Raw genomic sequence first — 24,339 nt, forward strand, 5'->3', positions numbered from 1 at the left:
GCTTATGGAATGGCCTTGCGGCGTTTAAGCCGTGATATGCTTAATTGAAACGGCGAGGCAGCCCGCCGAAGACAGAAGCCGACTAGGATTATACCATGAACCAGGACAGCGCCCATTATCCGCCCGTCGACCCGTTCAAGACCGGGCTTGCCGCCTGCTGCCCGCGTTGCGGCCAGGGCAAGCTCTTCGACGGTCTGGTGAAGGTAAAGCCCCGCTGTGTCAATTGCGGCCTGGACTATTCCTTCGCCGATTCCGGCGATGGCCCGGCCGTCTTTGTCATCCTGATCATCGGCTTCCTGGTGGTCGGCCTGGCCTTGTGGGCGGAGGTGAATTTCGCGCCGCCGGTCTGGCTGCACATCCTGCTGTGGGGACCGCTGACCATTGTCCTGTCGCTGTTTCTGCTGCGCACGCTCAAGGGTGTCCTGATTGCCCTGCAGTTCCGCAACAATGCCGCCGAAGGCAAGCTCGATCGTGACTGAAGCGCAAGCCGAGCGGCCCGCCGCCATCGCGTGGAGCGGCCGCAAGAAGATCGCGACCGGCATCCTGTTCCTGCTGGCGCTCGCCATCCTGCTGTCGCTCGGCACCTGGCAGGTGCGGCGGCTGCACTGGAAGGAGCAGTTGCTGGCCGATATCGCCGAGCGCCGTGCCGCAAAACCGGCATCGCTGGCCGAGATCGAGGCGCTGGCCGCGCGTGGCGAGGACGTCGATTACCGCGCCATGACCGTCAGCGGCCGGTTCGTCAACAACAAGGAACGGCACTTCTTCGCCACCTATCGCGGCCAAACGGGCTTTTACGTCTATACGCCGCTTCTGATGGCCGATGGTCGCTTCCTGTTCGTCAACCGCGGCTTCGTTCCTTACGAGAATAAGGAACCCGAAATGCGCATGCAGGGACAGTTGACCGGCCAGGTGACCGTCAACGGCCTGGCCCGCGCCAAGCTTGCGGAAAAACCCTCGTCGATCGTGCCGGACAACGATCCGGCGAAGAACATCTTCTACTGGAAGGATCTCGACGCCATGGCCGCCACCACCGGGCTTTCCAGCGCCGAGGTGGTGTCGTTCTTCATGGATGCGGATGCGACACGCAACCCCGCCGGCATGCCGATCGGCGGCGTTACCCAGTTCGAACTGCCCAACAATCACCTGCAATATGCGCTCACCTGGTACGGTCTGGCGGCGGCGCTGGTGGCGGTTGCGGGCACGATGTGGCTGCGTCGCCGCAAGGACTGACGCGCCGAAAGGCCGCGCCTCGCTGGCCGGCCCGTAACGGCAGATTTACCGGGATCGGCGGCTTTGCCGGTTTCCTGCCACGGAATTTGTGGTAAACCCGCAGCCGAATTGCCATATCTGAAGCAGTTCCGGCAGAAGCCCGTCCGCGGTTTTGCGTCCGGAATTGCCCGATCGCACACCCGAAGCCAGGGACGAGGAATGAACATCGCCGTTTCCAAACCGCCGTTGACGATAAGGCTTTGCGGCCCGCGCGGTTTCTGCGCCGGGGTCGACCGCGCCATCCAGATCGTCGTGCTGGCGCTGAAGCGTTATGGCGCGCCGGTCTATGTCCGCCACGAGATCGTCCATAACCGTTATGTCGTCGAGGGACTTGAAGCCAAGGGCGCCGTCTTCGTCGAGGAACTGAACGAGATCCCCGCCGAGCATCGCGAGCAGCCGGTGGTGTTTTCCGCCCACGGCGTGCCGAAATCCGTGCCCGCGGATGCCGAGGCCCGCAATCTCTTTTATCTGGATGCCACCTGTCCGCTGGTATCGAAGGTGCACAAGCAGGCGATGCGTCACCAGCGCCTCGGCCGCCACGTGGTGCTGATCGGCCATGCCGGGCATCCGGAGGTCATCGGCACGATGGGGCAGCTGCCGGAAGGTTCGGTTTCGCTGATCGAGACGGTCGAAGATGCCGATGCCTACGAGCCGGTCGATGCCGACAATCTCGGTTTCGTCACGCAGACGACACTTTCCGTCGACGACACGGCCGGCGTCATCGCCAGGCTGAGCGAGCGTTTTCCCAATTTGACGGCACCGGCGGCCGATTCCATCTGCTATGCCACCACCAATCGCCAGGAGGCCGTGAAGGCTGCGGCGCCCGGCTGCGATCTGTTCCTGATCGTCGGCGCGCCGAATTCGTCGAATTCCAAGCGGCTGGTGGAAGTGGCGCTCAGGGCGGGGGCGAAAAAATCCATTCTGGTGCAGCGCGCCTCGGAAATCGACTGGTCGGATCTTGGCGATCTCGCCACGGTCGGCCTGTCCGCCGGCGCGTCGGCGCCGGAAGTGATCGTCGACGAAATCATCGCCGCCTTCCGCGATCGTTTCGATGCCCGTGTCGAACTGGCGGAGACGGTACAGGAAAACGAACATTTCCTCGTCAACCGCGAACTGCGCGACATCGCGCTCGAAGCCGCCGATATGGCGTTTGTGAATGGGTGAGACGCGGTTCGGCGCGAAAGCTCAGGGCTGAGTCCAGAGTTTTCGCACATGGAATGAAAGAGTGCCTCCTGCCCCTTCTCCCCCGCGGGGAGAAGGTCGCGGCAGCGGGATGAGGGGGGTGCCACAGGCAAAAGCCTCACCGGGTCTCGCCCCCTCATCCGACTCTTCGGGCCACCTTCTCCCCGCGGGGGAGAAGGGGAAAGAGGGCTACGGCTGCCGGACCCACTTGCCTTGTCGCTATCGCGATGCCAAAGCATGTCTCATCCCACCTGAGTTCCATCCGCGAGTCATCACCTTGGCAGTCTACACCGATATCACCGAAGACGACCTCAAGCGCTTCCTCACCGAATATGAGGTCGGCGAGTTGACCTCCTACAAGGGGATTGCCGAGGGCGTGGAAAATTCCAATTTCCTGCTGCACACGACCCGCGACCCGCTGATCCTGACGCTCTACGAAAAGCGGGTGGAAAAATCCGACCTGCCGTTCTTCCTCGGCCTGATGCAGCATCTCGCCGCTCGCGGCCTGTCCTGCCCGCTGCCCTTGCCGCGCCGGGACGGCGCATTGCTCGGCACGTTATCCGGCCGGCCGGCGGCGTTGATTTCCTTCCTCGAAGGCATGTGGCTGCGCAAGCCGGAAGCACGCCATTGCCGCGATGTCGGCGTGGCGCTGGCGAAGATGCACATTGCCGGCGAGGGTTTTGCCATGACGCGCCCCAACGCCCTGTCGCTCGACGGCTGGCATACGCTGTGGGAAAAGTCCGAGGCGCGCGCCGACGAGGTGGAGAAGGGGCTGCAGGCGGAGATCCGCGGCGAACTCGCCTTCCTTGCCGCCAACTGGCCGAAGGACCTGCCGGCCGGAGTCATCCATGCCGACCTCTTCCCGGACAACGTGTTTTTCCTCGGCGACGGGCTCTCCGGCCTGATCGATTTCTATTTCGCCTGCAATGACCTGCTGGCCTACGACGTCTCGATCTGCCTCAACGCCTGGTGCTTCGAAAAGGACGGCTCCTACAACATGACCAAGGGCATGGCGCTGCTGGAAGGGTATGAAAGCGTGCGGCCGCTGAGCCAGGCGGAAGCCGCTGCCCTGCCGATCCTGTCGCGCGGTTCGGCGCTGCGTTTCTTCCTGACGCGTCTCTACGACTGGCTGACGACCCCGCCGGATGCGCTGGTGGTCAAGAAGGATCCGCTCGAATATCTGCGCAAGCTGCGCTTCCATGCTGCCGTCTCTTCGGTCGGCGAATACGGGCTGTCCCGGCCATGAAACACGTCGAGATCTATACCGACGGCGCCTGCTCCGGCAATCCCGGTCCCGGCGGCTGGGGCGCGGTGCTGCGTTACGGCGATACGGAAAAGGACCTTTCCGGCGGCGAGGCGACGACGACCAACAACCGCATGGAATTGATGGCGGCGATTTCGGCACTCAATGCGCTCAAGGTGCCCTGCGAGATCGACCTGCACACCGACAGCAAATACGTCATGGATGGCATCTCCAAGTGGATCCATGGCTGGAAGAAGAACGGCTGGAAGACCGCCGACAAGAAGCCGGTGAAGAACGGCGAGTTGTGGCAGGCGCTCGACGAGGCGACCAAGCGCCACAAGGTCACCTGGCACTGGGTCAAGGGCCATGCCGGCCATCCGGAAAACGAGCGCGCCGACGAACTTGCCCGCATGGGCATGGCACCGTTCAAGAAGGGCGGCGCCGAATAGCGGCGCTCGATTGTCCGACGCTCCGGCCGGCGGCGAATGCCGGCTTGCGGCGAGCCGGTTTGCCGTTATTGTGCGGCGAGGATAAGGGGAGAGACAGATGATCCTGCATTGCGTGTTCCTGCGTTTCAAGGCGGCGCTCCAGTCCGCCGACAAACAGGCGATCTTCGAGGCGGTTGCCGCATTGAAGGATGTCATTCCGGGGATCGTTGACGTCAAATACGGACCGAATGTTTCGCCGGAAGGCCTGAATGGCGGCTTCGTGGACGGTTTCACGGTGACGTTCGAAGACGCCGCGGCCCGCGATACCTATCTGGTCCACCCCGAACACGTGGTGGTCGGCGAGCGCATCGTCAATGCGACCGATGGCGGCCTGGCCGGCATCCTGGTTTTCGACCTGCTGATCTGAGCCAGGTCTGCTGCAGGAGAAAAAACCGCCGCCGGCAACCTGACCAGCCCCTCACTGAAATGTGGAGCCGAAGTATTGATCGAAGACGAACCGCCTGCGCGACATGCTTCAACGGACAAGTTGGCACGGGCCGAGGCGGAGAAAGACTCGCCATGCCATAAGGCCGCCGCGGATTTCTTCGATCAAAAAACAACCGGCAGGTCATCCAAGATGATCTGCCGGACCAAAATCATGCGTTTGGATGATTCCGTTTAGAAATCAATCTCAAGCCCGCTTTCGCAGAAATCGAATTTGGCGGGTTCCGACTCGCTGCCGTCTGCATACGCGGCTTTGAGCCACTGCTCGCATTTTTCGCCGTTCGTGCTCTGGTTCCAGACAAGGTTGACAGTCGCACCTGGCTTGATGCCTTCGCCGATATCAAAACCACCCCAATCAGCTTTGTTTTCGGACACCAGTACCTTGGTAATGGCTGAAGAGGCGGTGTTGGTCGCTGTGAAAGAGAATTCTTGCGCATGTGCGGCGGTTGCGATCATTCCGTGGGCCGCCATTCCCAAAGCGATTGTTGTAAGACCAATGCGAATACTGCTGAAAATCATGTTCTTTCCTCAAATAAATTTTGGTTGGATGCCGAACTTCATGATTGTCCTGGAGGCCTCCAAGCAAAGTCGGCTATTGTAGGTTTGGCTGGCGTCCCCCAACGCGTCACATATAAAGTGCTTTCGCCTTGCGAACGGAGCAAGGCATCTCTTAAACTCGGCGAGTTAAATAATCGTAATGTATCGAGCGGCTCTTGAACTCCAGAGTTTGTTTTAACAAGTTTGATTGCACGCGGTGACTTCGCACCATCCGTCTGTAGACGTCTGTTTGACGTATTCGGCCAGGCATCCCAATGCAGAAGCGCATGGCGATCTTTCAGATTCGCACCTTGCTGTTTAGGTATGTGGCTTTTTGCATATCGGTAGAGCAATTCCACCAAAGTGCGTAGCGGTTTTGCGTCCGGAATTACGCATAAACAAAAGGATAGAGCGTTTTCGCGTTTCGGAGAAAAGCGGAAATGCTCTAGCGCAAAACTGCTGCACACTTTTGCGCAACATGCTGAGGCGCATGTCACGCAAGCGTTGTGGTTGCCATCGTGGGGAAGTAAGTATTCTAGATCTTGGTGAGGGGCTGGGCAACCGGGCGGTTTTTCTTAGCGCCCTGTATGGGATCAGAGCTGCTCGAGCATGGTGGCGGCGGCGGAAACCGTCGCCTGGCCCGGATTTTCCTCGACGTTCAGCGATTTCACCACGCCGTCTTCCACCAGCATCGAATAACGCTTGGAGCGCAGGCCGAGGCCGCCGGCGGAAAGATCGACATCGAGGCCGAGCGCCTTGGTGAAGGCGCCGTCCCAGTCGGCGAGGAAGTGGATCTTGCCCATGCCGCCGGAATTCTGCGCCCAGGCACCCATGACGTGCCAGTCGTTGACGGCGACGACGGCGATGTCGTCGACGCCCTTGGCGAGGATGGCATCGCGGTTTTCGAGATAACCCGGCAGATGGTTCAGCGAGCAGGTCGGCGTGAAGGCGCCGGGCACGGCGAACAGCACGACGCGCTTGCCCTTGAACAGCTCTTCCGTGGTGATTTCGTGGGGACCGTCAGCGGTCTTTTCCTTGAATTTCGCCTGCGGTATCTGGCCGCCAATCGATATGGTCATGAAATCTCTCCTCAAAACGGGGCGTATCCGGTCGCCCGGGTCGCTGGCGAATATATGTGCCGCTCACTCAAAGGCAAGCGTGGTTTCCATCGCCCGGCCGCCGCTCTTGACCAGCAGGCCCCAGTGGGCGGTCTCGGCCTTGAAACTCTTCGGCAGCTTGGGAATGACGATATCGGTCGTGAAGGTCTTGGCCTCCCGGCGGGCGTTCTGCTGCTTGGTGAAAACATAGCCGGCCGGGCCGGTGACGATGATCTCGGGCATGTCGCCGCCTTCGGGCAAGGTCAGCGAAAGGCGCAGTGTCTTGTGGTCGGCGGCAAGGCTGGAACCGGTCACGGCGAAGTCGGCGCTTGGTGCTTCCGGCAGGCTGGCGTGGGCGGTTTCGAGGATCATTGTTTCTTCAGCTGCCGATTGCGCCGCCTTCGGCAAAGTCAGCGAAAAATCCGCCTGGAAGGGGATGCAGATGTTCTTGCACAAGCCGATGAACACCTGGGCGTCAAAGCGCGACTCGGCGTTGCTGTCCGTCAGCGTCAGGTCGAGCGGCAAGGCAACCGGACCGTCGTAGCCAAAGTCGCGAAGCGATCCGGCCTCGATGTGTTTGGGCACCGGATAGGCGACACCGGCCAGCGAAACATTGCTGCCGGGCATGATGCTGATCTGGGGTGGAATGCCGCTGTCGCCCGGTTCGCGCCAGTAGGTGATCCAGCCGGGTGCCGGCTCGATCTGCAGCGCCGCACTGATTTTTCCGTCGGCATCCGGGGGCAGGGCGACAAGGCGCACGCGCCCGCCCTCGCTCTCCGCCCAGGCTGTCATGGCAGCCGTTGCAGGAGCGGTCATCATGCCGACGAGCGCGACAATGCCGAAAATTTCGGCGATGAAATGTGTGGATCGAAAAAATCTCTTCATCTTGCATGGATTTAACCGATGCCTGAAAAGTCTTCCAGAGGCCGTCGTTTTTTCTTCATCATTTCCAGTTGATTGATTTGTGACTATACCCCATGTTTCTCAGGTCGAAGCATTCACACGTTCCTCCTGCGCCGGCCGGAGGACGTTACGCTGGAGGACCACATGTCACTATCGACACTGAAGGATAAGCGAGAGCGCGGGTTCCTCGATGGTCATTTCCTCATCGCCATGCCCGGTATGTTCGACAGCAATTTTTCCCGCACGGTGGTCTACATTTGCGCCCATTCCGACGCTGGTGCGATGGGTTTCGTCATCAACCGCCCGCAGGCGCTCACCTTCACTGAAGTGCTGCTGCATCTCAACATGATCGACCAGACGGATGCGATCATGTTGCCGCCGCAGGCACGGGATTTCCCGATCCGCAATGGCGGACCGGTGGAAAGCGGCCGCGGTTTCGTGCTGCATTCCGACGATTACCTCAGCGAATCCAGCATTCCGGTCAGCGACGACATTTCCCTGACGGCGACGCTCGATATCGTCCGGGCGATTTCGAGCGGCAGCGGGCCGCGCCGGGCGACCATGATGCTCGGTTATGCCGGCTGGGGCGCCGGTCAGCTGGAGCGGGAGATCGGCAACAACGGCTGGCTCAATTGCCCCGCGAGCGAAGAGCTGATCTTCGACGACAGCCTGGAGGACAAGTACGAGCGGGCCCTGGCCCTTCTGGGGGTGACGCCCGCCATGTTGTCCAGCGATGCCGGGCACGCCTGAAGACTGAAAATATTGTTTGTTTCCCGGAACGAATGTCCCGGCATGCCGTTCTACTCCTTGCCAGGGCGAACATACGGTTCGCTCGAAAGAGCTCAAGGAGTACCCAATGGGAAGCACCAGCGACAAGGTTTCCGGTTACGCCAACCAGGCTGCCGGCAAGATCAAGAAAGCTGCCGGCGACGCCATGGACGATCATGAAATGAAGGCCAAGGGCACCGCACAGGAAGCCAAGGGCAAGGTCCAGGTTGTCAGCGGCAAGGTCAAGGACGCGGTGAAGAACCACGTGGATCGACTGTAACCCGGCCCTCCACGCTATCGGACGCCTGCAAATGAAAAACCTGCCCGGCAAAGCCGTGGCGGGTTTTTTCAGGAATGATCATCATCGGGGACACAGCACATGAGACTTTATGCCTGCGACCATTGCGGCCTTCCCGTGCATTTCGACAACCGTTCCTGCGTCAGCTGCGGCCACCGTCTCGGCTTCGTGCCGGAAGTGATGGCGATGCATGCGCTGGAACCGGCCGAGGATGCCTGGCAGGTCGTTGCCGATCCAGGGCGTCAGGTGCGGTTCTGCGCCAATGCGGAACTGGATATCTGCAACTGGACACTGCCTGCAGGATCTGAAAACAGCTTTTGCCCGGCCTGCAGCCACAACCGGCTTGTCCCCAATATCAGCACCGCCGAGGGCGTGGATCGCTGGCGGCGTATCAGCCAGGCGCAGCGGCACCTGTTCTATTCTTTCCTGCGCTGGAACCTGCCGCATCCCGATCGCAACCAGGACCCCGAAGGCGGTCTTGTCTTCGATTTCCTCGAGGATATCGTCAATCCCGATGGCACGGTCGTGCCGGCCATGACCGGGCATGAGGAGGGCGTCATCGTTATCCGCGCCGCAGAGGCGGACGACGTCACGCGCGAGCAGACACGGACGATGATGAACGAGCCGTACCGCACGCTGCTCGGCCATTTCCGCCACGAATCCGGTCATTTCATCTGGAACAAGCTGGTGCGCGATCGCGACCGGTTTGCGCCCTTCCGTGCTGCCTTCGGCGACGAGCGCGAGGATTATGCCGCCGCCTTGCAGCGCCACTATGAAAACGGCCCGCAGCCGAACTGGCAGAACGAGTTTATCAGCGCCTACGCCAGCACCCACCCCTGGGAAGATTTCGCCGAATGTTTTGCGCATTATCTCCATATCGTCGATACGCTGGAAACGGCGCGCTCCTTCGGCATCGCCATCGATCCGAAAGGTCATGACGAGATGGCGACCGAGGTGACGTTCAATCCGTACGCCGCCCGCAATGCCGAGCAGCTTGCCAATGCCTGGATTCCGCTCAGCGTCGCGCTCAACAGCATCCACCGCAGCATGGGGCAGCCGGACCTCTATCCTTTCGTGCTGTCGCCGGTGGTGGTCGCCAAACTGGAATTCATCCACGCGCTGATCCGTACGGCCACCGCCAAGGATGCCAGTGTCGAAAAGGCTTCCGCGCCGTCGCTGGCTTCGATCAGGACCGCCTGACTCTCTCAGGCATAGCCGCACCAAAAACAAAGGCCAGCCATCGAATGCGATGACTGGCCTTGAGTTTTCTGCCGGCTGCCGACCATGTCGGGATCAGCAAGCCTTGGTGTTGTTGGCGAGATCGTTGTTGGTCGGCGCCGTGCCATCGACACCATCACCGGCACCGCCGGAATTGCGGGTAATGCAGTCAGGATTGGTAGAGCCGTCCATCGAGTTGTTGGTGATGCCCTGTGTCGTGGATGGGTCCACGGCGTCGGGCGTCATCACCTTGCCGTCCTGGGTCGTCGAACGGTTTTGCGGAATGGTCTTGGAGCCATCGTCGGCATTGCCCTGCTGGGCGAAGGCGCTGGTGGCCATGCCGAGGCAAAGCGTTGCGATGGCGATTTGTTTGATAAACATGTGTTTCTCCTCGTGTGTCATTCTCGATCTTATCGGTGTTACGAGGACAGAACCGCTCCGGCCAGGCATTGTTCCCGCCCGGTGCGCTCACGAAAACACGATCAAACGTGAAGAAGCCGCAGGGAACATTCTTTCCTCGCGGCTTTCAGACTCCAGTCAGGCGTGGCCGGTCAGGCCCGCTTAGTCAGGGGAAACCGTTCCTTGAGGAGACGCAGCACCGACTCGCCGCCGATTGGCGCGCCGAAGAAATAGCTCTGGCCGAAATTGCAGCCGAGCTTGCCGAGTTCGATGGCATCCTCTTCCGTCTCGATGCCTTCTGCGACGACCTGCATGTCGAGGTCGCGGGCCATGGAGATGATCGAGCGCAGCAGGATCGGCCGCTTGGCGCCGCCGTCGCGCAGCAGCGTCTGGTCGATCTTGATGGTATCGAAGGGGAAGCGGGTGAGATAGGCAAGCGAGGAGTAACCCGTGCCGAAATCGTCGAGCGCCAGGCCGAGGCCAATCTCCTTCAGCTTGTCGAGCACCAGGCGGGCCTGCTCCGGATTTTCCATCACCATGGATTCCGTCAGTTCCAGCTTGATCTGCGATGGCACGCACTGCGTCTTGGCGAGGATCGCCCGCATGTCGCTGTAGAGTTCGTTGTTGAGCAGCTGGGCACTGGAGAGGTTGACGGAGACGAAGATCGGCACGTCGCCGGCATATTGCTGCCAGTGCACCAGATCTGAGGTCGCCCGTTCCAGCGCAAAGATGCCGAGCGGGCCGATGAGGTCGGAGGTTTCGGCAATCGGGATGAACTCCGTCGGCGGCACCGTACCGCGCTTCGGATGGTCCCAGCGCATCAGCGCCTCGAAGCCGGCGATCTCGGCATCGGCCAGCCGGACGATCGGCTGGTAGACCAGTGTGAGTTCCTTGCGTTCGATGGCGCGGCGCAGGTCGGTTTCGAGCTGCAGGCGGTCGGCGCCAAAGCTGCGGAAGGCCGGTTGGAATGGTTCGACGCGGTTGCCGCCGGCGCGCTTGGCCCGGTACATGGCAAGCTCGGCATCGTTGAGCAGGCTGGTGGCGCTTTCCTGCTGGTCGACCCAGGAGGCAAGGCCGATGGAGGCCGTCAGGATGATCTCGCGGTTGGCGAAGTTGAGCGGCACCATGATCGCCTTGCTGACCGCATCGGCGAAATCGGCCACCTTGGCCGGGTCGCGCTCGGAAACGAGGATGATGCCGAATTCGTCGCCGGAGAGCCGCGCCAGCGTATCCTGTGGCTTCAGGAGGCGGCGCAGGCGGCGGGTGAGCGCAATCAGGATGTTGTCGCCGGCGGCGATGCCGAGCGCGTCGTTGACCTGCTTGTAGCGGTCGATGTCGATCGCCATCACCGTCGGCCGGACGATGTCGCCGGTCGGCGCCAACGTCAGCACCGATTGCAGCCGGTCGAGGAACACCTGGCGGTTCGGCAGGCCGGTCAGATTGTCGTGCATGGCGTCATGCAGCAGCCGGTCGACGGAATTCTTTTGCTCGGTTACGTCGATGATCGTGCCGACACAGCGGATGATTTCGCCGTTGGAGCCGAGCACCGGCCGGGCGCGGATCGCCAGCCAGTGGAAATGCCCGTCTTCGGCGCGGATGCGGAATTCGTGGTTCAGACGGCCGCGGCGGTGTTCGAGTAGCACGTCGAGCGTGGCGCGGAAGCGGTCGCGGTCGTCAGGGTGCAGCCGCGGCAGCCAGTTGCGCGCCGGGCCGTGCATCGAACCCGGCGGCAATCCGAGCTTTTGCGAAACGTCGGGAATGGTGACGACGCGGTCGCGTGCCACGTCCCAGTCCCAAACGGTGTCGCCGGAGCCGGTGAGCGCTAAGGCCTGCCGCTCGAGATCCGAAAACAATCCCTGCTGATAGGCGCCACCGGCAAAGGCGTGCTGCATGACGGTGAAGCCGATGAGCAGAACGATCAGAACAAGGCCGCCGCCCAGCGCAGGCTGGATGATGTCGTTGTCGAGCTGGCCGGTGATCGTCAGCCAGGCGCCGAAGATCCAGACGAGGATCAGCGCCCATGCCGGTATCAACAGGATGGCGCGGTCATAGCGGTTGAAGCCGAGATAGACGATCAGAATGATGCCGACCGAGGCTGTCAGCGCGAAGGAAACGCGCGCGATGCCCGATGCGACCGACGGATCGTAGATGGCGACGCCGAATAGCACGCCGAGACCGAGCACCCAGGCAAGCGTCACATAGCCCAGATGCACATGCCAGCGGTTGAGGTTGAGATAGGTGAACAGGAAAATCACCAGGCTTGACGCCAGCGCCACCTCGGCACAGGCCCGCCATATGCGCTGGTCTCCCGAGGTCAGGCTGATCAGCTTTTCGAGAAAACCGAAATCGACGCAGATGTAACCCAGCACCGCCCAGGCCAAGGCCGCCGTCGCCGGCAGCATCGACGTGCCCTTGACGACGAACAGGATGGTCAGGAACACCGCCAGCAGGCCGGCGATGCCGAGCACGATGCCGCGATAGAGCGTGAAGGCGTTGACCGTATCCTTGTAGGCATTCGGCTCCCACAGATAGATCTGCGGCAGTTCTGGCGTCGAAAGCTCGGCGACGAAGGTGATGACGGCGCCGGGGTTGAGCGTGATGCGGAAGACGTCGGCCTCCTCGCTCGGCTGCCGGTCGAGCGCAAAACCTTCGCTCGGCGTGATCGAGATGATGCGTTGCGAACCGAGGTCCGGCCAGAACAGTTTTGAATCGACGAGGCGGAAATGCGGGGCGACGATGACGCGCTCCAGCTGCTCTTCCGAGACGTTGGCGAGCGCGAATACCGCCCAGTCGCCCTGGTGGTTTTCCGAGCTCGCACGCACTTCGATGCGGCGGCGGATGCCGTCGGCGCCGGCGGCGGTGGAAACCTGGAAGGCCTCGCCCTGGTTGGTGTAGATCTCCGTGGTGCTGGTCAGGTCCAGCGCCGTGTCGTCGCGGGAAATCTTGATCGGCTCGGCGGCATGGGCGCCCGTCCAAGTCGTCAACAGCAAAGCTGCCGCCAGGATAGCCACAAGGGCGATCAGCCGGCGGGCCGACGACAAGAGCATCGTACCGTTCAAAGTCATGGGGTGCGTATTTTCCCGTCCATGTCACCGTCCGTGGCCAATCTGGAAAACATCACATGATCGCGCCACTGTCCGTTGATTTTCAAATATTCCCTCAAATGCCCTTCGCGGCGAAACCCGGCTTTTTCCAGAAGCCGGATACTGCGTGTGTTATCCGGAATACAGGCTGCCTCGATCCGGTGCAACTGAAGCCCCGAAAAGATGTAAGGTATAACGAGGCGAAGTGCGGCGAACATATGGCCCTGACCGGCATATTTCTCGCCCATCCAATACCCGATCATGCAGCTTTGCGATGCGCCGCGGCGTATATAACCGATGGTCATGCCGCCGAGCAGTGCACTGTCCGTCTTGCGGAACAGGAAAAACGGCACGGATTGCCCGGAGGCATATTCCTGTTCATTGCGTTGCACCCGGCGGCGAAAGGCGCTTTCGGTCAGTTCGTCGTGCCGCCAGGTGGGCTCCCAGGGTTCGAGGAACGGACGACTTTCGACCCGCAACTGGTGCCACTGCCGGAAATCGCCGTATCGCGGAAGCCTGAGAGTGAGCGTGTCGTCAACGAGTTCGACCGTCTCCGGCTGCCGCGACAGAAACCGAAAAACCGATCGTGCCATCAGATACTCCCGGCTGGGCCGGCCGGACGGATCCGGCGGGGTAAAGGTTAAGGTCGACGATGCCGGAACGGCCGCTCAGCCCTTGGCTGAGAGCGGTTTCGGGGCGGGCGTCGACAGGGATGCGATGATGTCTTGCATGGGTGCCAGTTGTTCCAGCGGCCCGATCGCCGAGAGTGTCGGCGCCTTGTCGAAGAACAGCCGTCCGGCGAGATCGGTCAGGCGCTCGGTGGTGATCCCGGCCAGGCGTTCCATCAGTTCCTGGTTGGTGATCAGCCGGCCGTAAAGCATCATCTGCCGCGCCATCTGGCCGGCGCGGGCAGCCGGGCTTTCCTGGCCCATCAAAAGCTGGGCGCGGATCTGGGCGCGGGCGCGCTCGATTTCCTGCTGGTCGATGCGTTCTGACGACTTGCGCAGCTCATCGATGATCACAGGTACCAGTTCCGGCAGGTTCTCGCCGCCGGTAGCAGCATGCACGCCGAAGATGCCGGTATCGGAGAAACCCCAATGGAAGGCATAGACGGAATAGCAGAGACCGCGGTTCTCGCGCACTTCCTGGAACAGCCGCGAGGACATGCCGCCGCCGAGAATGTTGGCGAGGATCTGCGAACAGTAGAAGTCGCGGGCGTGGTAGGCCTTGCCTTCGAAGCCCAGCAACACCTGCGCATCCATCAGGTCGCGGTCTTCACGCACCTCGCCGCCGGTATAGATCGCCGGTTCGAAGACCGGCGGGGCCGAAGGCGCGGTCGGCAGGCCGGAAAAGCGCTGCTCCACCTGCCGCACGAAGGCATCGTGATCGACGGCGCCGGCGGCAACGACGAACATGCGGTCCGTGGTGTAGTTGCGGCCGAGATAAGCGCGGATGTCGTCGGGCGAAAAGCCCATCACCGTCTCGGGCGTACCGAGGATCGGTCGGCCGATCGTCTGGTTCTTGTAGGCCATGCCGGAGAACTTGTCGAAAACGACGTCATCGGGGGTGTCGTCGGCGGCGCCGATTTCCTGCAGGATGACGTTCTTTTCGCGGTCGAGTTCTTCCTCGTCGAAGGCGGATTCGGTGAGGATGTCCGCGAGGATATCCACCGCCAGCGACGTATCGTCCTTGAGGACGCGGGCATAATAGGAGGTCGTTTCCGTCGAGGTGGCGGCATTCACCTCGCCACCGACATTCTCGATCTCCTCGGCGATCTGGCGCGCCGTCCGGCGCGCCGTGCCCTTGAAGGCCATGTGCTCGAGAAGATGGGCGATGCCGTGCTCGGATTCCGTTTCGTTGCGCGAGCCCGATTTGATCCATACGCCGAGAGCTGCGCTCTCCAGATGGGGCATGTTTTCGGTAACGACCGTCAACCCGGACGGAAGCCGGGTGCACTCAACATTCATCGTTTGTCTTTCTGCGCCGTGCTAGTCTGTGATCCGGGCATGTTTGTCGATAAAGCTTTCGACGGTCTTAAGCTCCGGCTCCAGAATGTCAAAGCGCTCCTCCCTGTCCATCAAGTCAGCAAGCCATGCCGGAAGCTTCGGGTCAATACCGGAGGCCGATTTTACGGCGTCCGGGAATTTCGCCGGATGGGCGGTGGCGAGCGTTACCATCGGACTATTGGCCTTTTCATGCTTTTTGGCAACATGCACGCCGATGGCGGTGTGCGGGTCGAGCAGGTAGCCGGTTTCGGCAAGCGTGTCGCGGATAGTGTCCTTGACCTGCTTTTCACTGGCGCGGCCGGCGCGGAATTCGCGGCGGATCGCCTTCAGGGCCTCGTCCTTGATCTCGAAGGAGCCGGACTGCTTCAGGCTGTCCATGGCCGAGCGCACGGCACCGGCATCGCGGCCATAGGCCTCGAACAGCAGCCGTTCGAAGTTGGACGAGATCTGGATATCCATCGACGGCGAGGTGGTGGCCTTGACCGCCTTCATCTCGTAGCGGCCGGTCTTCAGCGTCCGCGCGAGGATGTCGTTCTCGTTGGTGGCGATGACCAGCCGGTCGATCGGCAAGCCCATTTTCTTGGCGACGTAACCGGCGAAGATATCGCCGAAATTGCCTGTGGGCACGGTGAACGAGATCTTGCGGTCCGGACCGCCGAGCGTCAGCGCAGTGGTGAAATAATAGACCACCTGGGCCATGATGCGCGCCCAGTTGATCGAGTTGACGCCGGACAGTTTTACGCGGTCGCGGAAGGCGCCGTCGTTGAACATGCCCTTCACCAGCGTCTGGCAATCGTCGAAATTGCCCTTGATCGCCAGCGCGTGGACGTTCTTTTCCTTCGACGTCGTCATCTGGTGCTGCTGCACCGCCGAGACCTTGCCGTGCGGGAAGAGGATGAAGATGTCGGTGCGCTCGCGGCCGGCAAAGGCGTCGATGGCAGCCCCGCCCGTATCGCCCGAGGTGGCGCCGACGATGGTGGCGCGCTGGTTGCGTTCGGTCAGAACATAGTCCATCAGCCGGCCGAGCAGCTGCATCGCCACGTCCTTGAAGGCGAGCGTCGTGCCGTGGAACAGTTCGAGGATGAAGGAGTTCGGCCCGGTCTGCACCAGCGGCACCACGCCCGGATGGCGGAAGGTGGCATAGGCTTCATCGATCATGGCGCGGAATTTTTCGGCCGGGATCTCGCCGCCGGTGAAGCGGTAGAGCACCTCGAAGGCGACTTCCTGGTAGGACTTGCCGCGCAGCGCCCGGATTTCCCGCTTCGACATCGTCGGCCATTCACGCGGCACGTAAAGCCCGCCATCCTTGGCAAGGCCCGCCAGCAGCGCATCGCTGAAGCCGAGGGAAGGGGCCTCGCCCCGGGTTGAGATATAATCCACGACGGTCATCCTTGGTCTTGAAGAGCGGAAGAGAATTCTGTGGCGCAGAGCCCGAAGCCTAGGGGAGGAAACGCAACGGCATCCGTCATTTTGCGCCAAAAGCGGCGCGCACGTTTCGCAACTGCGTCAATCGCCGACCTTGCGAGCAGGGTCGCGGACACCGCACCTCTTTGCGGCAAAAGCGAAAATTGCACCAAAACGCGCTTACCCAATCGATTTTTCTCTGCGTCGCTGCTATAGACCATCGCCGCGGGTCATGAAAGACCCGGCATAAAGGTTTAAAGCCGGCAAACGGCGGAATGCAGGGAGTGGCAGTATCGTGTCAGCTTATGTCTCGCGGCCTATCGTTTTTGCGGCTGCTCTCACCCTCCTTGCGGGTTGCAACACGCAAAAGACGCTGGAAACGGCTGACAACAAGTCCGCCGCCGCCGCTCCGACGGACACCATGCCGGTCGTCGAGGGAACCTGCCCGCAGATCTTCCTGCGCGACGGCACGTCCTACTACCGGACCTACGCAAAGGGCGGCAAGGACGATCCGGCCAAGGTGGTCTACCAGGCCTCGCTGGCAGAAACCTCGCGCAGCTGCACGATGAGCGCCAGCGCCATGAACATCACCGTCGTCGCCCAGGGCCGCCTGGTCACCGGCCCGCAAGGTTCGGCCGGCAACCTGGTCATGCCGATCCGCGTCGCCGTGACTGACGGCGAAACCACGCTCTATTCGGAACTCGTCAAGTTCGAAGCCGCCATTCCGGCCGGCGGCAGCTCGGCGCAGTTCGTCTTCCGCAAGGACAATGTCAGCATTCCCGGCGGCGCCGGCAAGCTTGCCAAGATCTATATCGGCTTCGACGAAGGCCCGTACAACACCAAGTGACGGCCGGCGTTTCGGGATCGTGCCCGTGACAGGCGGACGGCTTGACCGAGAGGCAGTCGCGTGAAAGTCGGCATCATACGCAATCCGGTGGCGGGTCCCGTTCTGGTGCGGGCACGTTGGGCACAGCTGCTTGCGGCGATCCAGCGTAATGCAACGGTTGTCGATATCCTCGAAACCAGGGGGCCGAGGCATGCGACGAATCTGGCCCGCATGCTGTGCGACAGCGATGTCGATCTGTTGCTCGCCGTTGGCGGCGACGGCACGGTCGGAGAGGTGGTCGATGGTCTTTTGACCTCATCGAGACCGCAAACGCCGCTCGCATTCCTGCCGCAGGGAACCGGAACGGATTTCGCCCGCAATTTTCCGTCGGCTGCGAACCCCGAGGCCATGGTGGCGGCACTGCTTTCGGCGCCCACCCGGGTCATCGACATCGGGCTGACGCATTGCCGGGCGGATGACGGTTCGCCTGTCGAGCGGCATTTTGCCAATATTGCCAGCTTCGGCGTGCCGGGTCCGATCGGCCGGGCTGCGAACAGGGTCAAACTCGGCAGCAACATACCGGGACCGCTGCGCTTCTTCTATCATTCGGTGATGGAAATCCTGCGCTACCGGCCCGAGCCTATCCGGCTCGTTCTCGATGGCGAGGTGGTTTACGAAGGGCCGATTACCGCCGTCGCCGTCTGCAACGGTGCCTGGTTCGGCGGTGGCATGCACGTCGCCCCGGAGGCGCGGCTTGATGACGGGCTTTTCGATGTCGTCGTGATGCGGGGAGCGCCGACGCTAAAAGTGTTCAGCCTGCTCAACAAGATCTACAGCGGTGCCCATGTGCGCAGCCCGCTTGTCAGCTGTTTCCGAGCCCGCGTCGTCGAGGCGGAGCCGCTTGGCGCCGGGCCTGTGATGGTGGATGCCGATGGCGAGGCGCCGGGTATTCTCCCCGCCCGCTTCGAGCTGCTGCCCCGCCGTCTGCATCTCAAGAGTCTCTAGAGCAATTCCGGAGGCAAAACTGCGCAGCGGTTTTGCGTCCGGAATTGCGTCAAAAAGATCGAGCATTTTCTTGAGGCCGGCCTGTGGTGCCGGCCAGCCGGAAAATTCAGATCGCCCCTTCCCATTCCGCGAGCGCCGCGACCACGGCCGGAAGGTCGACCATGCGTGAAATCACCGTTTCGGCGCCGGCATCGGTCAACCGGTCGGCATGGGCGGGGTAGGTGTGCGAACCGCCGGTAAAGCCGACGACACGCATGCCGGCGGCCCGCGCCGCATGGATGCCGTGGACGGAATCCTCGATCACCAGCGTCCGCGCCGGTTTGACGCCGAATTGCTCGGCGCCGTGCAGGTAGATGTCCGGCTTCGGTTTCGCCCGGTCGGCGCCGAGATCCTTGGCGGAATAGATATGGGGTGCGAAATACTCGCGCAGACCGACCTTGGTCAGCATCATGTCGAGACGATGCGACGAGGAATTGGAGCAGATGCCGCGCGGCTGCGTCAGGCGCGACAGGGCGAATTTGACGCCCTCGATGATCTTGACCTCGCGCTCCAGCCGCGCATCCAGCAGCTTTTCCGATTTGTCGAGCAGCGTTGCCGAAAACGGGATGTCTGCTTCCTTCTCGACGGCGAACAGGATGTCGCGCCAGGTCAGGCCGGCGAAACGCTCGTTCATCTCCTCGACGGTAATGGGATAACCGGCTTCCGTCAGCAGCGAGGATTCCACTTTGGCCGAAATGATTTCCGAATCGACGAGCACGCCGTCGCAATCGAAGAGAAGAAGGTCGAAGCCGCTCATGACAAATACCCTGTTTCGAGTTGTCGGCGCTTTACACGATGGCTCGGCCAATCTCAACCGGAAGCGCGCATGGCTGCGATGCGCGCTGCGGGCGGCTTTGGCCGCGGTGCCCGGATTTGCCTTGAGGGCGGCGCCGTTCTCAGCATTTCCGGTGAACGCAGGTTCAACGGAAATGCTCCAGCGTCTTGTTTTGCCGCATTGTCCGACGGCGAAGCGATTCCGCTTCGGCTGGAAATGCTCTAGCTTCGGCACGGCGATTCCCGCCGGTGGTAAGGTTTGATGAGCAAAGACGTCGAAGACACAATCGCTGGACGGATCAGCCGTGTGCTGGCCGACCGCATCGTGCGTGGCGAACTTGCGCCCGGCGCCCGCCTGCGCCAGGATCATATCGCCGAGGAATTCCAGGCGAGCCACGTGCCGGTGCGCGAGGCCTTCCGGCGGCTTGAGGCTCAGGGGCTGGCGATCAGCGAGCCGCGCCGCGGCGTACGCGTCGCTTCCTTCGACATTGCCGAGGTGCGCGAGGTGGCGGAAATGCGGGCGGCGCTGGAGGTGCTGGCGCTGAAACATGCCGCCCGGCACCTGACCCCCGCCATCTTCGATGCCGCCGAAGAGGCGACGCGGGAGGGGGATGCTGCCGCCGACGTGCAGGCCTGGGAAGAGGCCAACCGTCGTTTTCACCGGCTGATCCTGGCGCCCTGCGCCATGCCACGCCTGCTGGCGGCCATCGACGACCTGCATGCCGCCAGTGCCCGTTTCCTGTTTTCCGCCTGGCGTTCCGGATGGGAAAAACGCACCGACCACGATCATCGGGCCATCCTTGCAGCGTTGCGGCAAGGCCGTACCGACGAGGCCGTCGCGGTGCTGCAGAAGCATGTGCAGTGGATCGGTCGCGCCCCGCGAGCCGCTCAAAGCGATGACGAATCCGGTGCATTCGCGATCGTCGGGTGATTTTTTCTGGGAATTATAGATAATTTTTTGACGCAGCGGCTGCTTTGCCATGAGTGCCGCGCCAAACTCCATCCAAACGCCGCGCACCGTCATCCTCGGGCTTGTCCCGAGGATCTAAGCACGTAGATATTATCGATTATTATCAAGGCTTTATCCACCCAAGGCAGATCCTCGGGACAGGCCCGAGGATGACGGCGCGAGGGTGGTCGCGTGTGGTGGCGGATCGAGCCGTCGTCTTCCAATGCTCGGATTTTGTGCCGATTTCCACGATGCTGCGCGCAGCAATATCGCAATCTCGCGCACATATCCCTTGCAACGTCGAAATTTTTCCCTCAAAAAATAGATGAAATTCAAAAATTATCTATAATTTAACGAGGAGAGATCCATGCAGATATCCAACCCATCCCGCTCCCTGGCGTTCGATCCGTTGAACCTCGCAAGTCGGCCGGTGGCGGTGAAGCTTGCTTTTGTGTTCGCCGGCACGCTCATCCTGGCGCTCGCGTCGCAGATCGCCGTGCCGATGCTGCCGGTGCCGATCACCATGCAGACCTTCGCGGTCACCATGATCGGTGCGCTCTATGGCTGGCGGCTGGGGGCACTCACCGTGTTGGCCTGGCTGGGCGAGGCGATGCTTGGCGCACCGGTTCTGGCCGGCGGTGCGGGCGGCCTGGCGCCTTTCGCCGGTCCGACCGCGGGTTATCTGGCCTCCTTCCCGCTGGTCGCTGCCGTAGCCGGCCTTCTCGCGGAACGTGGCTGGACGGGCAACCGGGTGATCCGCAGCTTCGCGGCCCATCTCCTTGCCAACCTGCTGTGCCTCGTCCTCGGCGGTCTTTATCTCGCGGCACTGATCGGTGCGGAGCAGGCCTGGCTGCTCGGCGTTGCCCCCTTCGTGCTCGGTGCCGTGCTGAAATCGGCGCTGGCAGCGGCCGTGCTGAAGGCGATGCGCCGGTTCGGTTGACCGTCCAGCTGAACGCCGATCATCATGCTGCGCATGCCGACCTTTGTCGGTGAGGGCCCGGCCGTCACCGACAATTATCGCCGCGCGTCTTTCAGGCCGCCTCCGCCAGCGGAAACAGCGCCAGGAACTGCCGCTCTCCTTCCGGGCTGAAAACGATGGCGCGGCTTTCCGCACTTCGTTTCGCCCATCCCCTTTCGATGAAACGGTCGAGCAGGGCCTTGCCGAGCGTGCCGGCCAAATGGGCGCGGCGTTCGCTCCAGTCGAGGCAGGAGCGGCAAAGCGGCCGGCGTGAGGATCGCTTGAGTTGCACGGCATCGATGCCGAACGCGGCAAGCCGCTCTTCCCCCGTCGCCGTCAGCGCCAGCACATCCTCCGCCACGTCGATGGCGCCGCCGGCGACCAGGCTGTCGAGCATGCGCACGCCAAAATCGCCGGCGAGATGGTCGTAGCAGATGCGCGCCTTGCGCAAGGCGGGTTCTTTCGGCCCGGTGCGATGGCGCAGATGGCCGCGGTCGGCGGCAAATCCCATGAGGTTTTCGATCAATCGCCCGACAGCCGCATCCGCCAGCGTAAAATAGCGATGCCGGCCCTGCTTGCGCTGGGCGACGAAGCCGCCGGCTTCCAGCTTGGAGAGATGCGAACTCGCCGTCTGCAGCGTGATGCCGGCCGCCCCGGCAAGCTCGGTCGCGGTCAGCGCCTGCCCGCTCATCAGCGCGGTCAGCATGTTGGCGCGGGCGGGATCGCCGATGAGCGCGCCGATCTGGGCGATGTCAGGTCCTTCTTTCATACTTCGATCGTAACCGAAGCATCGGCGACGTGCAACATGGCATAAGCAGGCATCGTTCCATCAAGGAGACACGCATGATCACCTGTTTCATCCGCTACGAGATCGACCCTTTCAAACGCGAGGCCTTTTGCGACTATGCCCGCAACTGGGGCCAGGCGATCCCGCGCTGCGGCGCCGACCTGACCGGCTATTTCGCTCCCCACGAAGGCTCTGCGACCACGGCCTATGGTGTCTATAGCATCGAAAGCCTCGCTGCCTACGAGACCTATCGCAGCCGGCTGGCCGCCGATCCGCTGGGGAAGGAAAACTACGATTTTGCCCGGCGCGAACGTTTCATTTTGAAGGAGGATCGTATCTTCTTGCGCAACGTTTCCCTGCCGCACGCGAAAAGGATCGAACCATGATCGCCGTGATCTTCGAAGTGACGCCGGCCGACGACCGCCGCTCCACCTATCTGCAGATGGCCGCAGCCCTCTGGCCCGAGCTTGAGAAAATGGACGGCTTTCTCTCCGTCGAGCGTTTCGAAAGCCTGTCGAAACCCGGCAAGCTGCTCTCCCTGTCTTTCTGGCGCGACGAGGAGGCAATCCGCCAGTGGCGCAACATCGCCGAGCATCGTGTCGCCCAGCATGCCGGGCGCAATGGCGTCTTTGCCGGATACCGCCTGCGCATCGCCGGCGTGCTGCGCGACTACGGGCTTGACGAACGCGAACAGGCGCCGGACGATAGTCGCGCTTTTCATGCCGACGGGTGAGGCTTGAACAAGGACGCCGCACCCTAGGGAGTGCGGTTGAACAGGGGCCAGTGCGGCGACTTCCCCTTCTCCCCAGCGGGGAGAAGGTGGCCCGAAGGGTCGGATGAGGGGGAGCGGAACGGACAGGTTCTGCCGTGGGGCACCCCCTCATCCCGCTGCCGCGACCTTCTCCCCGAGGGGAGAAGGGGCAGGGGGCACCCTCTCTTCCCGTTTACGGGGGGAAGGCAGCGTTCCCGCCTATTCCACCGTCACCTCGGCTCTCTCGCCGGCCTTCACGGTGACCGGTTTTTCCTTCGGCGCGATATCGCCTTCGTAGGTCACCTGGACGATGTAGTCGCCCGGCGGCACCGTATCCTGGAATTGCCGGTCGAAGCTGTAGGTGATCTCCTTCTGGTTGCCTTGGATGTCCTTCTTGCTGTCCAGCACGACGATCTTGTAGGCATTTGGCGCAGTGATCGCCACGACGCCGCCGTTGATGTTGACCGACACTTCCTTGCGCTCGCCGGCGCCGATGGAGAAGGGCGTTTCGCCGCTCGCCTTGCCCAGCGTCGCCTTGAGGATGAACTCGCCGGTGGGCACGTCCAGCTTGGTGCCGTTGCCATAGGTGTAGCCGAAGGATTTGCGGCTGCCGTCGATGCTCTTGGTCGCCGACAGCACTTCGAAGAACAGATCGTTGGATTCGACGTCCGGCCCGCCCTCGGTATAGATCGCCTTGTTGTCGATGATGCCGGAGCCGATGATGAGGTCCTTGGTCAGCGTTTCGCCCGCCTTGACCGTCAGCGTTTCCTCGATGGTGGACGGGCCGATCGACGCCTTGATATTTGCCGTGCCGGCGGAGATGTAGACCGTTCTTTGGCCGTATTCGGTGGTCGTGTAGGGGCCGAACTTCATCTCGATGACGGCATTGCTGTCCGCCTCGCCATCGGCCGAGCGTTTCGGCACCAGCGTCACGGTGGCGGCATCGAAGTTGACGAAGGGTTTGGCGACCTCGCCGTCCTTCACTTCGAAGGGCACCCGCTGCACGATCAGGCTGCGCAATGTCGCCTCGCCGATGTATTTGCCGGGCGGAATGGTGACGGAATAGTGAGCCTTGTAGGTCAGGTCGACATAATCGCCGGCCGGCTGGCCATCGGCGCCGGCGGGGAAGAGTTTCCACTGCACGTCGTTATTCTCGCCGAGCGAAGGCCCGCCTTCGGAAAGGACAGCGTCCGGCTCGACATTGAAGGCAGGCGCCACCGCCTGTTCTTCCGGCTCCGGCTGCGGTTCCTCGATTGCCTGTCGCGGCGCGTCGATGACAGTTTCCTTGAGGGCGGCCACCAGTTGCGGCGCATCGGAGGCCTCGAAATATTTGCCGCCGGTGTTTTCGGCCAGGCATGCCACCTGCTTGCCTTCCTCCGGCGTCAGGCCGAAGCCAACGACATGAGCGGTGAAATCCACACCCTGCTTTTCCAGGGCGCTGGCCAGCGCGCACGGGTCGGCCTCGCAGGTTTCCAGTCCGTCGGTGACGAGGATGACGGTTGCCTTTTCCTCGGTGTATTTCAGCGCTTCCGCCGCCTGCTGCACGGCGGCGCTGAGCGGCGTCTTGCCCTTCGGGTTGATGCCGTCGACGAAGGCGGCGATCTTGTCGGCATTGCCGACGCCCGGCGGCACGGCAAGTTCGATGTCGGCGCAGGAACCCTTCTCGCGATGGCCGTAGACCATCAGGCCAAGCGGATTGTCGGCGGGCATCGATTGCAGCACCTGGTGCAACGTTTCGCGCGCGATCGACATTTTCGTCTTGCCGTCGATCTGCCCCCACATTGAGCCGGATGCATCGAGCACGATGATCGACTGTTCGGCGGCGATTGCGGGGCGGAAAAGGGTGGAGAGACAAAGAAGCACTGCCATGACGAAAAATCGCACCGGAATTTCCTCCATCAGTCGTTTCGG

At 62.1% G+C, this 24,339-nt stretch carries 27 protein-coding genes; 16 read left to right on the forward strand and 11 right to left on the reverse strand.

What is annotated here, in order from left to right:
• Nucleotides 1-95 precede the first annotated feature (95 nt).
• The 6 genes from ACSQ3I_RS21655 to ACSQ3I_RS21680 all read left to right on the forward strand — a co-directional run bounded on the left by ACSQ3I_RS21655 (nucleotide 96) and on the right by ACSQ3I_RS21680 (nucleotide 4,549).
• Nucleotides 96-479, forward strand: a complete 384-nt coding sequence (locus ACSQ3I_RS21655; protein WP_436002304.1) for a DUF983 domain-containing protein — start codon at nucleotides 96-98, stop codon at nucleotides 477-479.
• On the forward strand, nucleotides 448-1,230 hold the full coding sequence (locus tag ACSQ3I_RS21660) for an SURF1 family protein (protein WP_436002306.1): 783 nt from the start codon (nucleotides 448-450) through the stop codon (nucleotides 1,228-1,230). Before ACSQ3I_RS21655 ends, ACSQ3I_RS21660 begins: the two co-directional genes overlap by 32 nt.
• 198 nt (nucleotides 1,231-1,428) lie before the next feature.
• On the forward strand, nucleotides 1,429-2,433 hold the full coding sequence (ispH, locus tag ACSQ3I_RS21665; RefSeq protein WP_436002308.1) for a 4-hydroxy-3-methylbut-2-enyl diphosphate reductase: 1,005 nt from the start codon (nucleotides 1,429-1,431) through the stop codon (nucleotides 2,431-2,433).
• Between the two features lie 295 nt (nucleotides 2,434-2,728).
• Nucleotides 2,729-3,697 carry a homoserine kinase gene (locus ACSQ3I_RS21670; RefSeq protein ID WP_436002310.1) on the forward strand — a complete coding sequence of 323 codons (969 nt, stop codon included), beginning with the start codon at nucleotides 2,729-2,731 and terminating at the stop codon, nucleotides 3,695-3,697.
• Nucleotides 3,694-4,143, forward strand: coding sequence for a ribonuclease HI (gene rnhA, locus ACSQ3I_RS21675; RefSeq protein ID WP_436002312.1), 450 nt, complete (start codon nucleotides 3,694-3,696; stop codon nucleotides 4,141-4,143). The genes ACSQ3I_RS21670 and rnhA overlap by 4 nt, the downstream gene beginning before the upstream one ends.
• Nucleotides 4,144-4,240: 97 nt before the next feature.
• Nucleotides 4,241-4,549, forward strand: coding sequence for a Dabb family protein (locus ACSQ3I_RS21680; protein ID WP_436002314.1), 309 nt, complete (start codon nucleotides 4,241-4,243; stop codon nucleotides 4,547-4,549).
• 251 nt (nucleotides 4,550-4,800) lie between these two features.
• Here the strand turns inward: ACSQ3I_RS21680 and ACSQ3I_RS21685 are convergent, their stop codons facing one another.
• From ACSQ3I_RS21685 to ACSQ3I_RS21695, 3 genes are all read right to left on the reverse strand, one after another.
• A complete protein-coding gene (locus tag ACSQ3I_RS21685; protein ID WP_436002316.1) occupies nucleotides 4,801-5,145 on the reverse strand; it encodes a hypothetical protein in 345 nt (114 codons plus the stop codon).
• A gap of 611 nt (nucleotides 5,146-5,756) precedes the next feature.
• Nucleotides 5,757-6,242: a peroxiredoxin gene (locus ACSQ3I_RS21690; protein ID WP_436002318.1), complete on the reverse strand. Its 486-nt coding sequence runs from the start codon at nucleotides 6,240-6,242 to the stop codon at nucleotides 5,757-5,759.
• Between the two features lie 63 nt (nucleotides 6,243-6,305).
• Nucleotides 6,306-7,145 carry a protein-disulfide reductase DsbD domain-containing protein gene (locus tag ACSQ3I_RS21695; RefSeq protein WP_436002319.1) on the reverse strand — a complete coding sequence of 280 codons (840 nt, stop codon included), beginning with the start codon at nucleotides 7,143-7,145 and terminating at the stop codon, nucleotides 6,306-6,308.
• Between the two features lie 162 nt (nucleotides 7,146-7,307).
• Between ACSQ3I_RS21695 and ACSQ3I_RS21700 the strand changes: the two genes are divergently transcribed.
• From ACSQ3I_RS21700 to ACSQ3I_RS21710, 3 genes are all read left to right on the forward strand, one after another.
• Nucleotides 7,308-7,913 (forward strand): YqgE/AlgH family protein, encoded by a 606-nt coding sequence (locus tag ACSQ3I_RS21700; RefSeq protein WP_436002321.1) that lies wholly within the window; start codon nucleotides 7,308-7,310, stop codon nucleotides 7,911-7,913.
• Nucleotides 7,914-8,019: 106 nt separating this feature from the next.
• Nucleotides 8,020-8,211 carry a CsbD family protein gene (locus ACSQ3I_RS21705; RefSeq protein ID WP_436002323.1) on the forward strand — a complete coding sequence of 64 codons (192 nt, stop codon included), beginning with the start codon at nucleotides 8,020-8,022 and terminating at the stop codon, nucleotides 8,209-8,211.
• 99 nt (nucleotides 8,212-8,310) lie between these two features.
• Entirely contained in the window at nucleotides 8,311-9,429 is a 1,119-nt protein-coding gene (locus tag ACSQ3I_RS21710) for a zinc-binding metallopeptidase family protein (protein ID WP_436002325.1), read from the forward strand.
• A 93-nt stretch (nucleotides 9,430-9,522) separates the two neighbouring features.
• Here ACSQ3I_RS21710 and ACSQ3I_RS21715 read toward each other — a convergent pair whose 3' ends face one another.
• The 5 genes from ACSQ3I_RS21715 to thrC all read right to left on the reverse strand — a co-directional run bounded on the left by ACSQ3I_RS21715 (nucleotide 9,523) and on the right by thrC (nucleotide 16,324).
• The gene (locus tag ACSQ3I_RS21715) at nucleotides 9,523-9,828 is read right to left on the reverse strand and encodes a hypothetical protein (RefSeq protein WP_436002327.1); all 306 of its coding nucleotides are present in this window, start codon (nucleotides 9,826-9,828) and stop codon (nucleotides 9,523-9,525) included.
• A 170-nt stretch (nucleotides 9,829-9,998) separates the two neighbouring features.
• Complete coding sequence (locus ACSQ3I_RS21720; RefSeq protein WP_436002329.1) at nucleotides 9,999-12,911, reverse strand: EAL domain-containing protein; 2,913 nt, start codon at nucleotides 12,909-12,911, stop codon at nucleotides 9,999-10,001.
• Complete coding sequence (locus ACSQ3I_RS21725; protein ID WP_436002331.1) at nucleotides 12,908-13,522, reverse strand: GNAT family N-acetyltransferase; 615 nt, start codon at nucleotides 13,520-13,522, stop codon at nucleotides 12,908-12,910. The genes ACSQ3I_RS21720 and ACSQ3I_RS21725 overlap by 4 nt, the downstream gene beginning before the upstream one ends.
• A 75-nt stretch (nucleotides 13,523-13,597) precedes the next feature.
• Entirely contained in the window at nucleotides 13,598-14,896 is a 1,299-nt protein-coding gene (locus ACSQ3I_RS21730; RefSeq protein ID WP_436002333.1) for a M16 family metallopeptidase, read from the reverse strand.
• Between the two features lie 21 nt (nucleotides 14,897-14,917).
• Nucleotides 14,918-16,324, reverse strand: a complete 1,407-nt coding sequence (thrC, locus tag ACSQ3I_RS21735) for a threonine synthase (RefSeq protein ID WP_436002335.1) — start codon at nucleotides 16,322-16,324, stop codon at nucleotides 14,918-14,920.
• Between the two features lie 310 nt (nucleotides 16,325-16,634).
• On the opposite strand from thrC, the gene ACSQ3I_RS21740 reads away from it, so the two are divergent.
• Nucleotides 16,635-17,186 (forward strand): hypothetical protein, encoded by a 552-nt coding sequence (locus ACSQ3I_RS21740; protein ID WP_436002337.1) that lies wholly within the window; start codon nucleotides 16,635-16,637, stop codon nucleotides 17,184-17,186.
• A 60-nt stretch (nucleotides 17,187-17,246) separates the two neighbouring features.
• The gene (locus tag ACSQ3I_RS21745; RefSeq protein ID WP_436002339.1) at nucleotides 17,247-18,170 is read left to right on the forward strand and encodes a diacylglycerol/lipid kinase family protein; all 924 of its coding nucleotides are present in this window, start codon (nucleotides 17,247-17,249) and stop codon (nucleotides 18,168-18,170) included.
• A 106-nt stretch (nucleotides 18,171-18,276) separates the two neighbouring features.
• Here the strand turns inward: ACSQ3I_RS21745 and ACSQ3I_RS21750 are convergent, their stop codons facing one another.
• A complete protein-coding gene (locus ACSQ3I_RS21750) occupies nucleotides 18,277-18,966 on the reverse strand; it encodes an HAD-IA family hydrolase (protein WP_436002341.1) in 690 nt (229 codons plus the stop codon).
• Here ACSQ3I_RS21750 and ACSQ3I_RS21755 point away from each other — a divergent pair.
• The 3 genes from ACSQ3I_RS21755 (at nucleotide 18,965) to ACSQ3I_RS21765 (ending at nucleotide 20,872) form a co-directional block, all read left to right on the forward strand.
• Complete coding sequence (locus tag ACSQ3I_RS21755; RefSeq protein WP_436002343.1) at nucleotides 18,965-19,246, forward strand: hypothetical protein; 282 nt, start codon at nucleotides 18,965-18,967, stop codon at nucleotides 19,244-19,246. The two genes, ACSQ3I_RS21750 and ACSQ3I_RS21755, sit on opposite strands and share 2 nt — an antisense overlap.
• Nucleotides 19,246-19,914, forward strand: coding sequence for a GntR family transcriptional regulator (locus ACSQ3I_RS21760; protein WP_436002345.1), 669 nt, complete (start codon nucleotides 19,246-19,248; stop codon nucleotides 19,912-19,914). Before ACSQ3I_RS21755 ends, ACSQ3I_RS21760 begins: the two co-directional genes overlap by 1 nt.
• Before the next feature lie 385 nt (nucleotides 19,915-20,299).
• Entirely contained in the window at nucleotides 20,300-20,872 is a 573-nt protein-coding gene (locus ACSQ3I_RS21765; protein WP_436002347.1) for a biotin transporter BioY, read from the forward strand.
• 91 nt (nucleotides 20,873-20,963) lie between these two features.
• On the opposite strand, the gene ACSQ3I_RS21770 is transcribed toward ACSQ3I_RS21765, so the two are convergent.
• Nucleotides 20,964-21,659 carry an ArsR/SmtB family transcription factor gene (locus ACSQ3I_RS21770; RefSeq protein ID WP_436002349.1) on the reverse strand — a complete coding sequence of 232 codons (696 nt, stop codon included), beginning with the start codon at nucleotides 21,657-21,659 and terminating at the stop codon, nucleotides 20,964-20,966.
• Between the two features lie 74 nt (nucleotides 21,660-21,733).
• Here ACSQ3I_RS21770 and ACSQ3I_RS21775 point away from each other — a divergent pair, with 74 nt between their 5' ends.
• Nucleotides 21,734-22,063 carry an NIPSNAP family protein gene (locus tag ACSQ3I_RS21775; RefSeq protein WP_436002351.1) on the forward strand — a complete coding sequence of 110 codons (330 nt, stop codon included), beginning with the start codon at nucleotides 21,734-21,736 and terminating at the stop codon, nucleotides 22,061-22,063.
• A complete protein-coding gene (locus ACSQ3I_RS21780; RefSeq protein WP_436002353.1) occupies nucleotides 22,060-22,410 on the forward strand; it encodes an antibiotic biosynthesis monooxygenase family protein in 351 nt (116 codons plus the stop codon). The genes ACSQ3I_RS21775 and ACSQ3I_RS21780 overlap by 4 nt, the downstream gene beginning before the upstream one ends.
• A gap of 237 nt (nucleotides 22,411-22,647) precedes the next feature.
• Here the strand turns inward: ACSQ3I_RS21780 and ACSQ3I_RS21785 are convergent, their stop codons facing one another.
• Entirely contained in the window at nucleotides 22,648-24,297 is a 1,650-nt protein-coding gene (locus tag ACSQ3I_RS21785; RefSeq protein WP_436002355.1) for a vWA domain-containing protein, read from the reverse strand.
• Nucleotides 24,298-24,339 lie beyond the last annotated feature (42 nt).

It is taken from the genome of Rhizobium sp. LjRoot30 (genome assembly GCF_964253915.1).
Lineage (GTDB): Bacteria > Pseudomonadota > Alphaproteobacteria > Rhizobiales > Rhizobiaceae > Metarhizobium.

Bases quoted from the DNA above. Each gene is read 5' to 3' on its own strand.
- rnhA (WP_436002312.1), top strand. From the start codon at position 3,694: ATGAAACACGTCGAGATCTATACCGACGGCGCCTGCTCCGGCAATCCC.
- ispH (WP_436002308.1), top strand. From the start codon at position 1,429: ATGAACATCGCCGTTTCCAAACCGCCGTTGACGATAAGGCTTTGCGGC.
- ACSQ3I_RS21660 (WP_436002306.1), top strand. From the start codon at position 448: ATGCCGCCGAAGGCAAGCTCGATCGTGACTGAAGCGCAAGCCGAGCGG.
- ACSQ3I_RS21765 (WP_436002347.1), top strand. From the start codon at position 20,300: ATGCAGATATCCAACCCATCCCGCTCCCTGGCGTTCGATCCGTTGAAC.
- ACSQ3I_RS21760 (WP_436002345.1), top strand. From the start codon at position 19,246: ATGAGCAAAGACGTCGAAGACACAATCGCTGGACGGATCAGCCGTGTG.
- ACSQ3I_RS21770 (WP_436002349.1), bottom strand. From the start codon at position 21,659: ATGAAAGAAGGACCTGACATCGCCCAGATCGGCGCGCTCATCGGCGAT.
- ACSQ3I_RS21655 (WP_436002304.1), top strand. From the start codon at position 96: ATGAACCAGGACAGCGCCCATTATCCGCCCGTCGACCCGTTCAAGACC.
- ACSQ3I_RS21775 (WP_436002351.1), top strand. From the start codon at position 21,734: ATGATCACCTGTTTCATCCGCTACGAGATCGACCCTTTCAAACGCGAG.
- ACSQ3I_RS21730 (WP_436002333.1), bottom strand. From the start codon at position 14,896: ATGAATGTTGAGTGCACCCGGCTTCCGTCCGGGTTGACGGTCGTTACC.
- ACSQ3I_RS21710 (WP_436002325.1), top strand. From the start codon at position 8,311: ATGAGACTTTATGCCTGCGACCATTGCGGCCTTCCCGTGCATTTCGAC.
- ACSQ3I_RS21690 (WP_436002318.1), bottom strand. From the start codon at position 6,242: ATGACCATATCGATTGGCGGCCAGATACCGCAGGCGAAATTCAAGGAA.
- ACSQ3I_RS21785 (WP_436002355.1), bottom strand. From the start codon at position 24,297: ATGGCAGTGCTTCTTTGTCTCTCCACCCTTTTCCGCCCCGCAATCGCC.
- ACSQ3I_RS21685 (WP_436002316.1), bottom strand. From the start codon at position 5,145: ATGATTTTCAGCAGTATTCGCATTGGTCTTACAACAATCGCTTTGGGA.
- ACSQ3I_RS21755 (WP_436002343.1), top strand. From the start codon at position 18,965: ATGACAAATACCCTGTTTCGAGTTGTCGGCGCTTTACACGATGGCTCG.
- ACSQ3I_RS21725 (WP_436002331.1), bottom strand. From the start codon at position 13,522: ATGGCACGATCGGTTTTTCGGTTTCTGTCGCGGCAGCCGGAGACGGTC.
- ACSQ3I_RS21780 (WP_436002353.1), top strand. From the start codon at position 22,060: ATGATCGCCGTGATCTTCGAAGTGACGCCGGCCGACGACCGCCGCTCC.
- ACSQ3I_RS21700 (WP_436002321.1), top strand. From the start codon at position 7,308: ATGTCACTATCGACACTGAAGGATAAGCGAGAGCGCGGGTTCCTCGAT.
- ACSQ3I_RS21695 (WP_436002319.1), bottom strand. From the start codon at position 7,145: ATGAAGAGATTTTTTCGATCCACACATTTCATCGCCGAAATTTTCGGC.
- thrC (WP_436002335.1), bottom strand. From the start codon at position 16,324: ATGACCGTCGTGGATTATATCTCAACCCGGGGCGAGGCCCCTTCCCTC.
- ACSQ3I_RS21750 (WP_436002341.1), bottom strand. From the start codon at position 18,966: ATGAGCGGCTTCGACCTTCTTCTCTTCGATTGCGACGGCGTGCTCGTC.
- ACSQ3I_RS21720 (WP_436002329.1), bottom strand. From the start codon at position 12,911: ATGACTTTGAACGGTACGATGCTCTTGTCGTCGGCCCGCCGGCTGATC.
- ACSQ3I_RS21715 (WP_436002327.1), bottom strand. From the start codon at position 9,828: ATGTTTATCAAACAAATCGCCATCGCAACGCTTTGCCTCGGCATGGCC.
- ACSQ3I_RS21705 (WP_436002323.1), top strand. From the start codon at position 8,020: ATGGGAAGCACCAGCGACAAGGTTTCCGGTTACGCCAACCAGGCTGCC.
- ACSQ3I_RS21680 (WP_436002314.1), top strand. From the start codon at position 4,241: ATGATCCTGCATTGCGTGTTCCTGCGTTTCAAGGCGGCGCTCCAGTCC.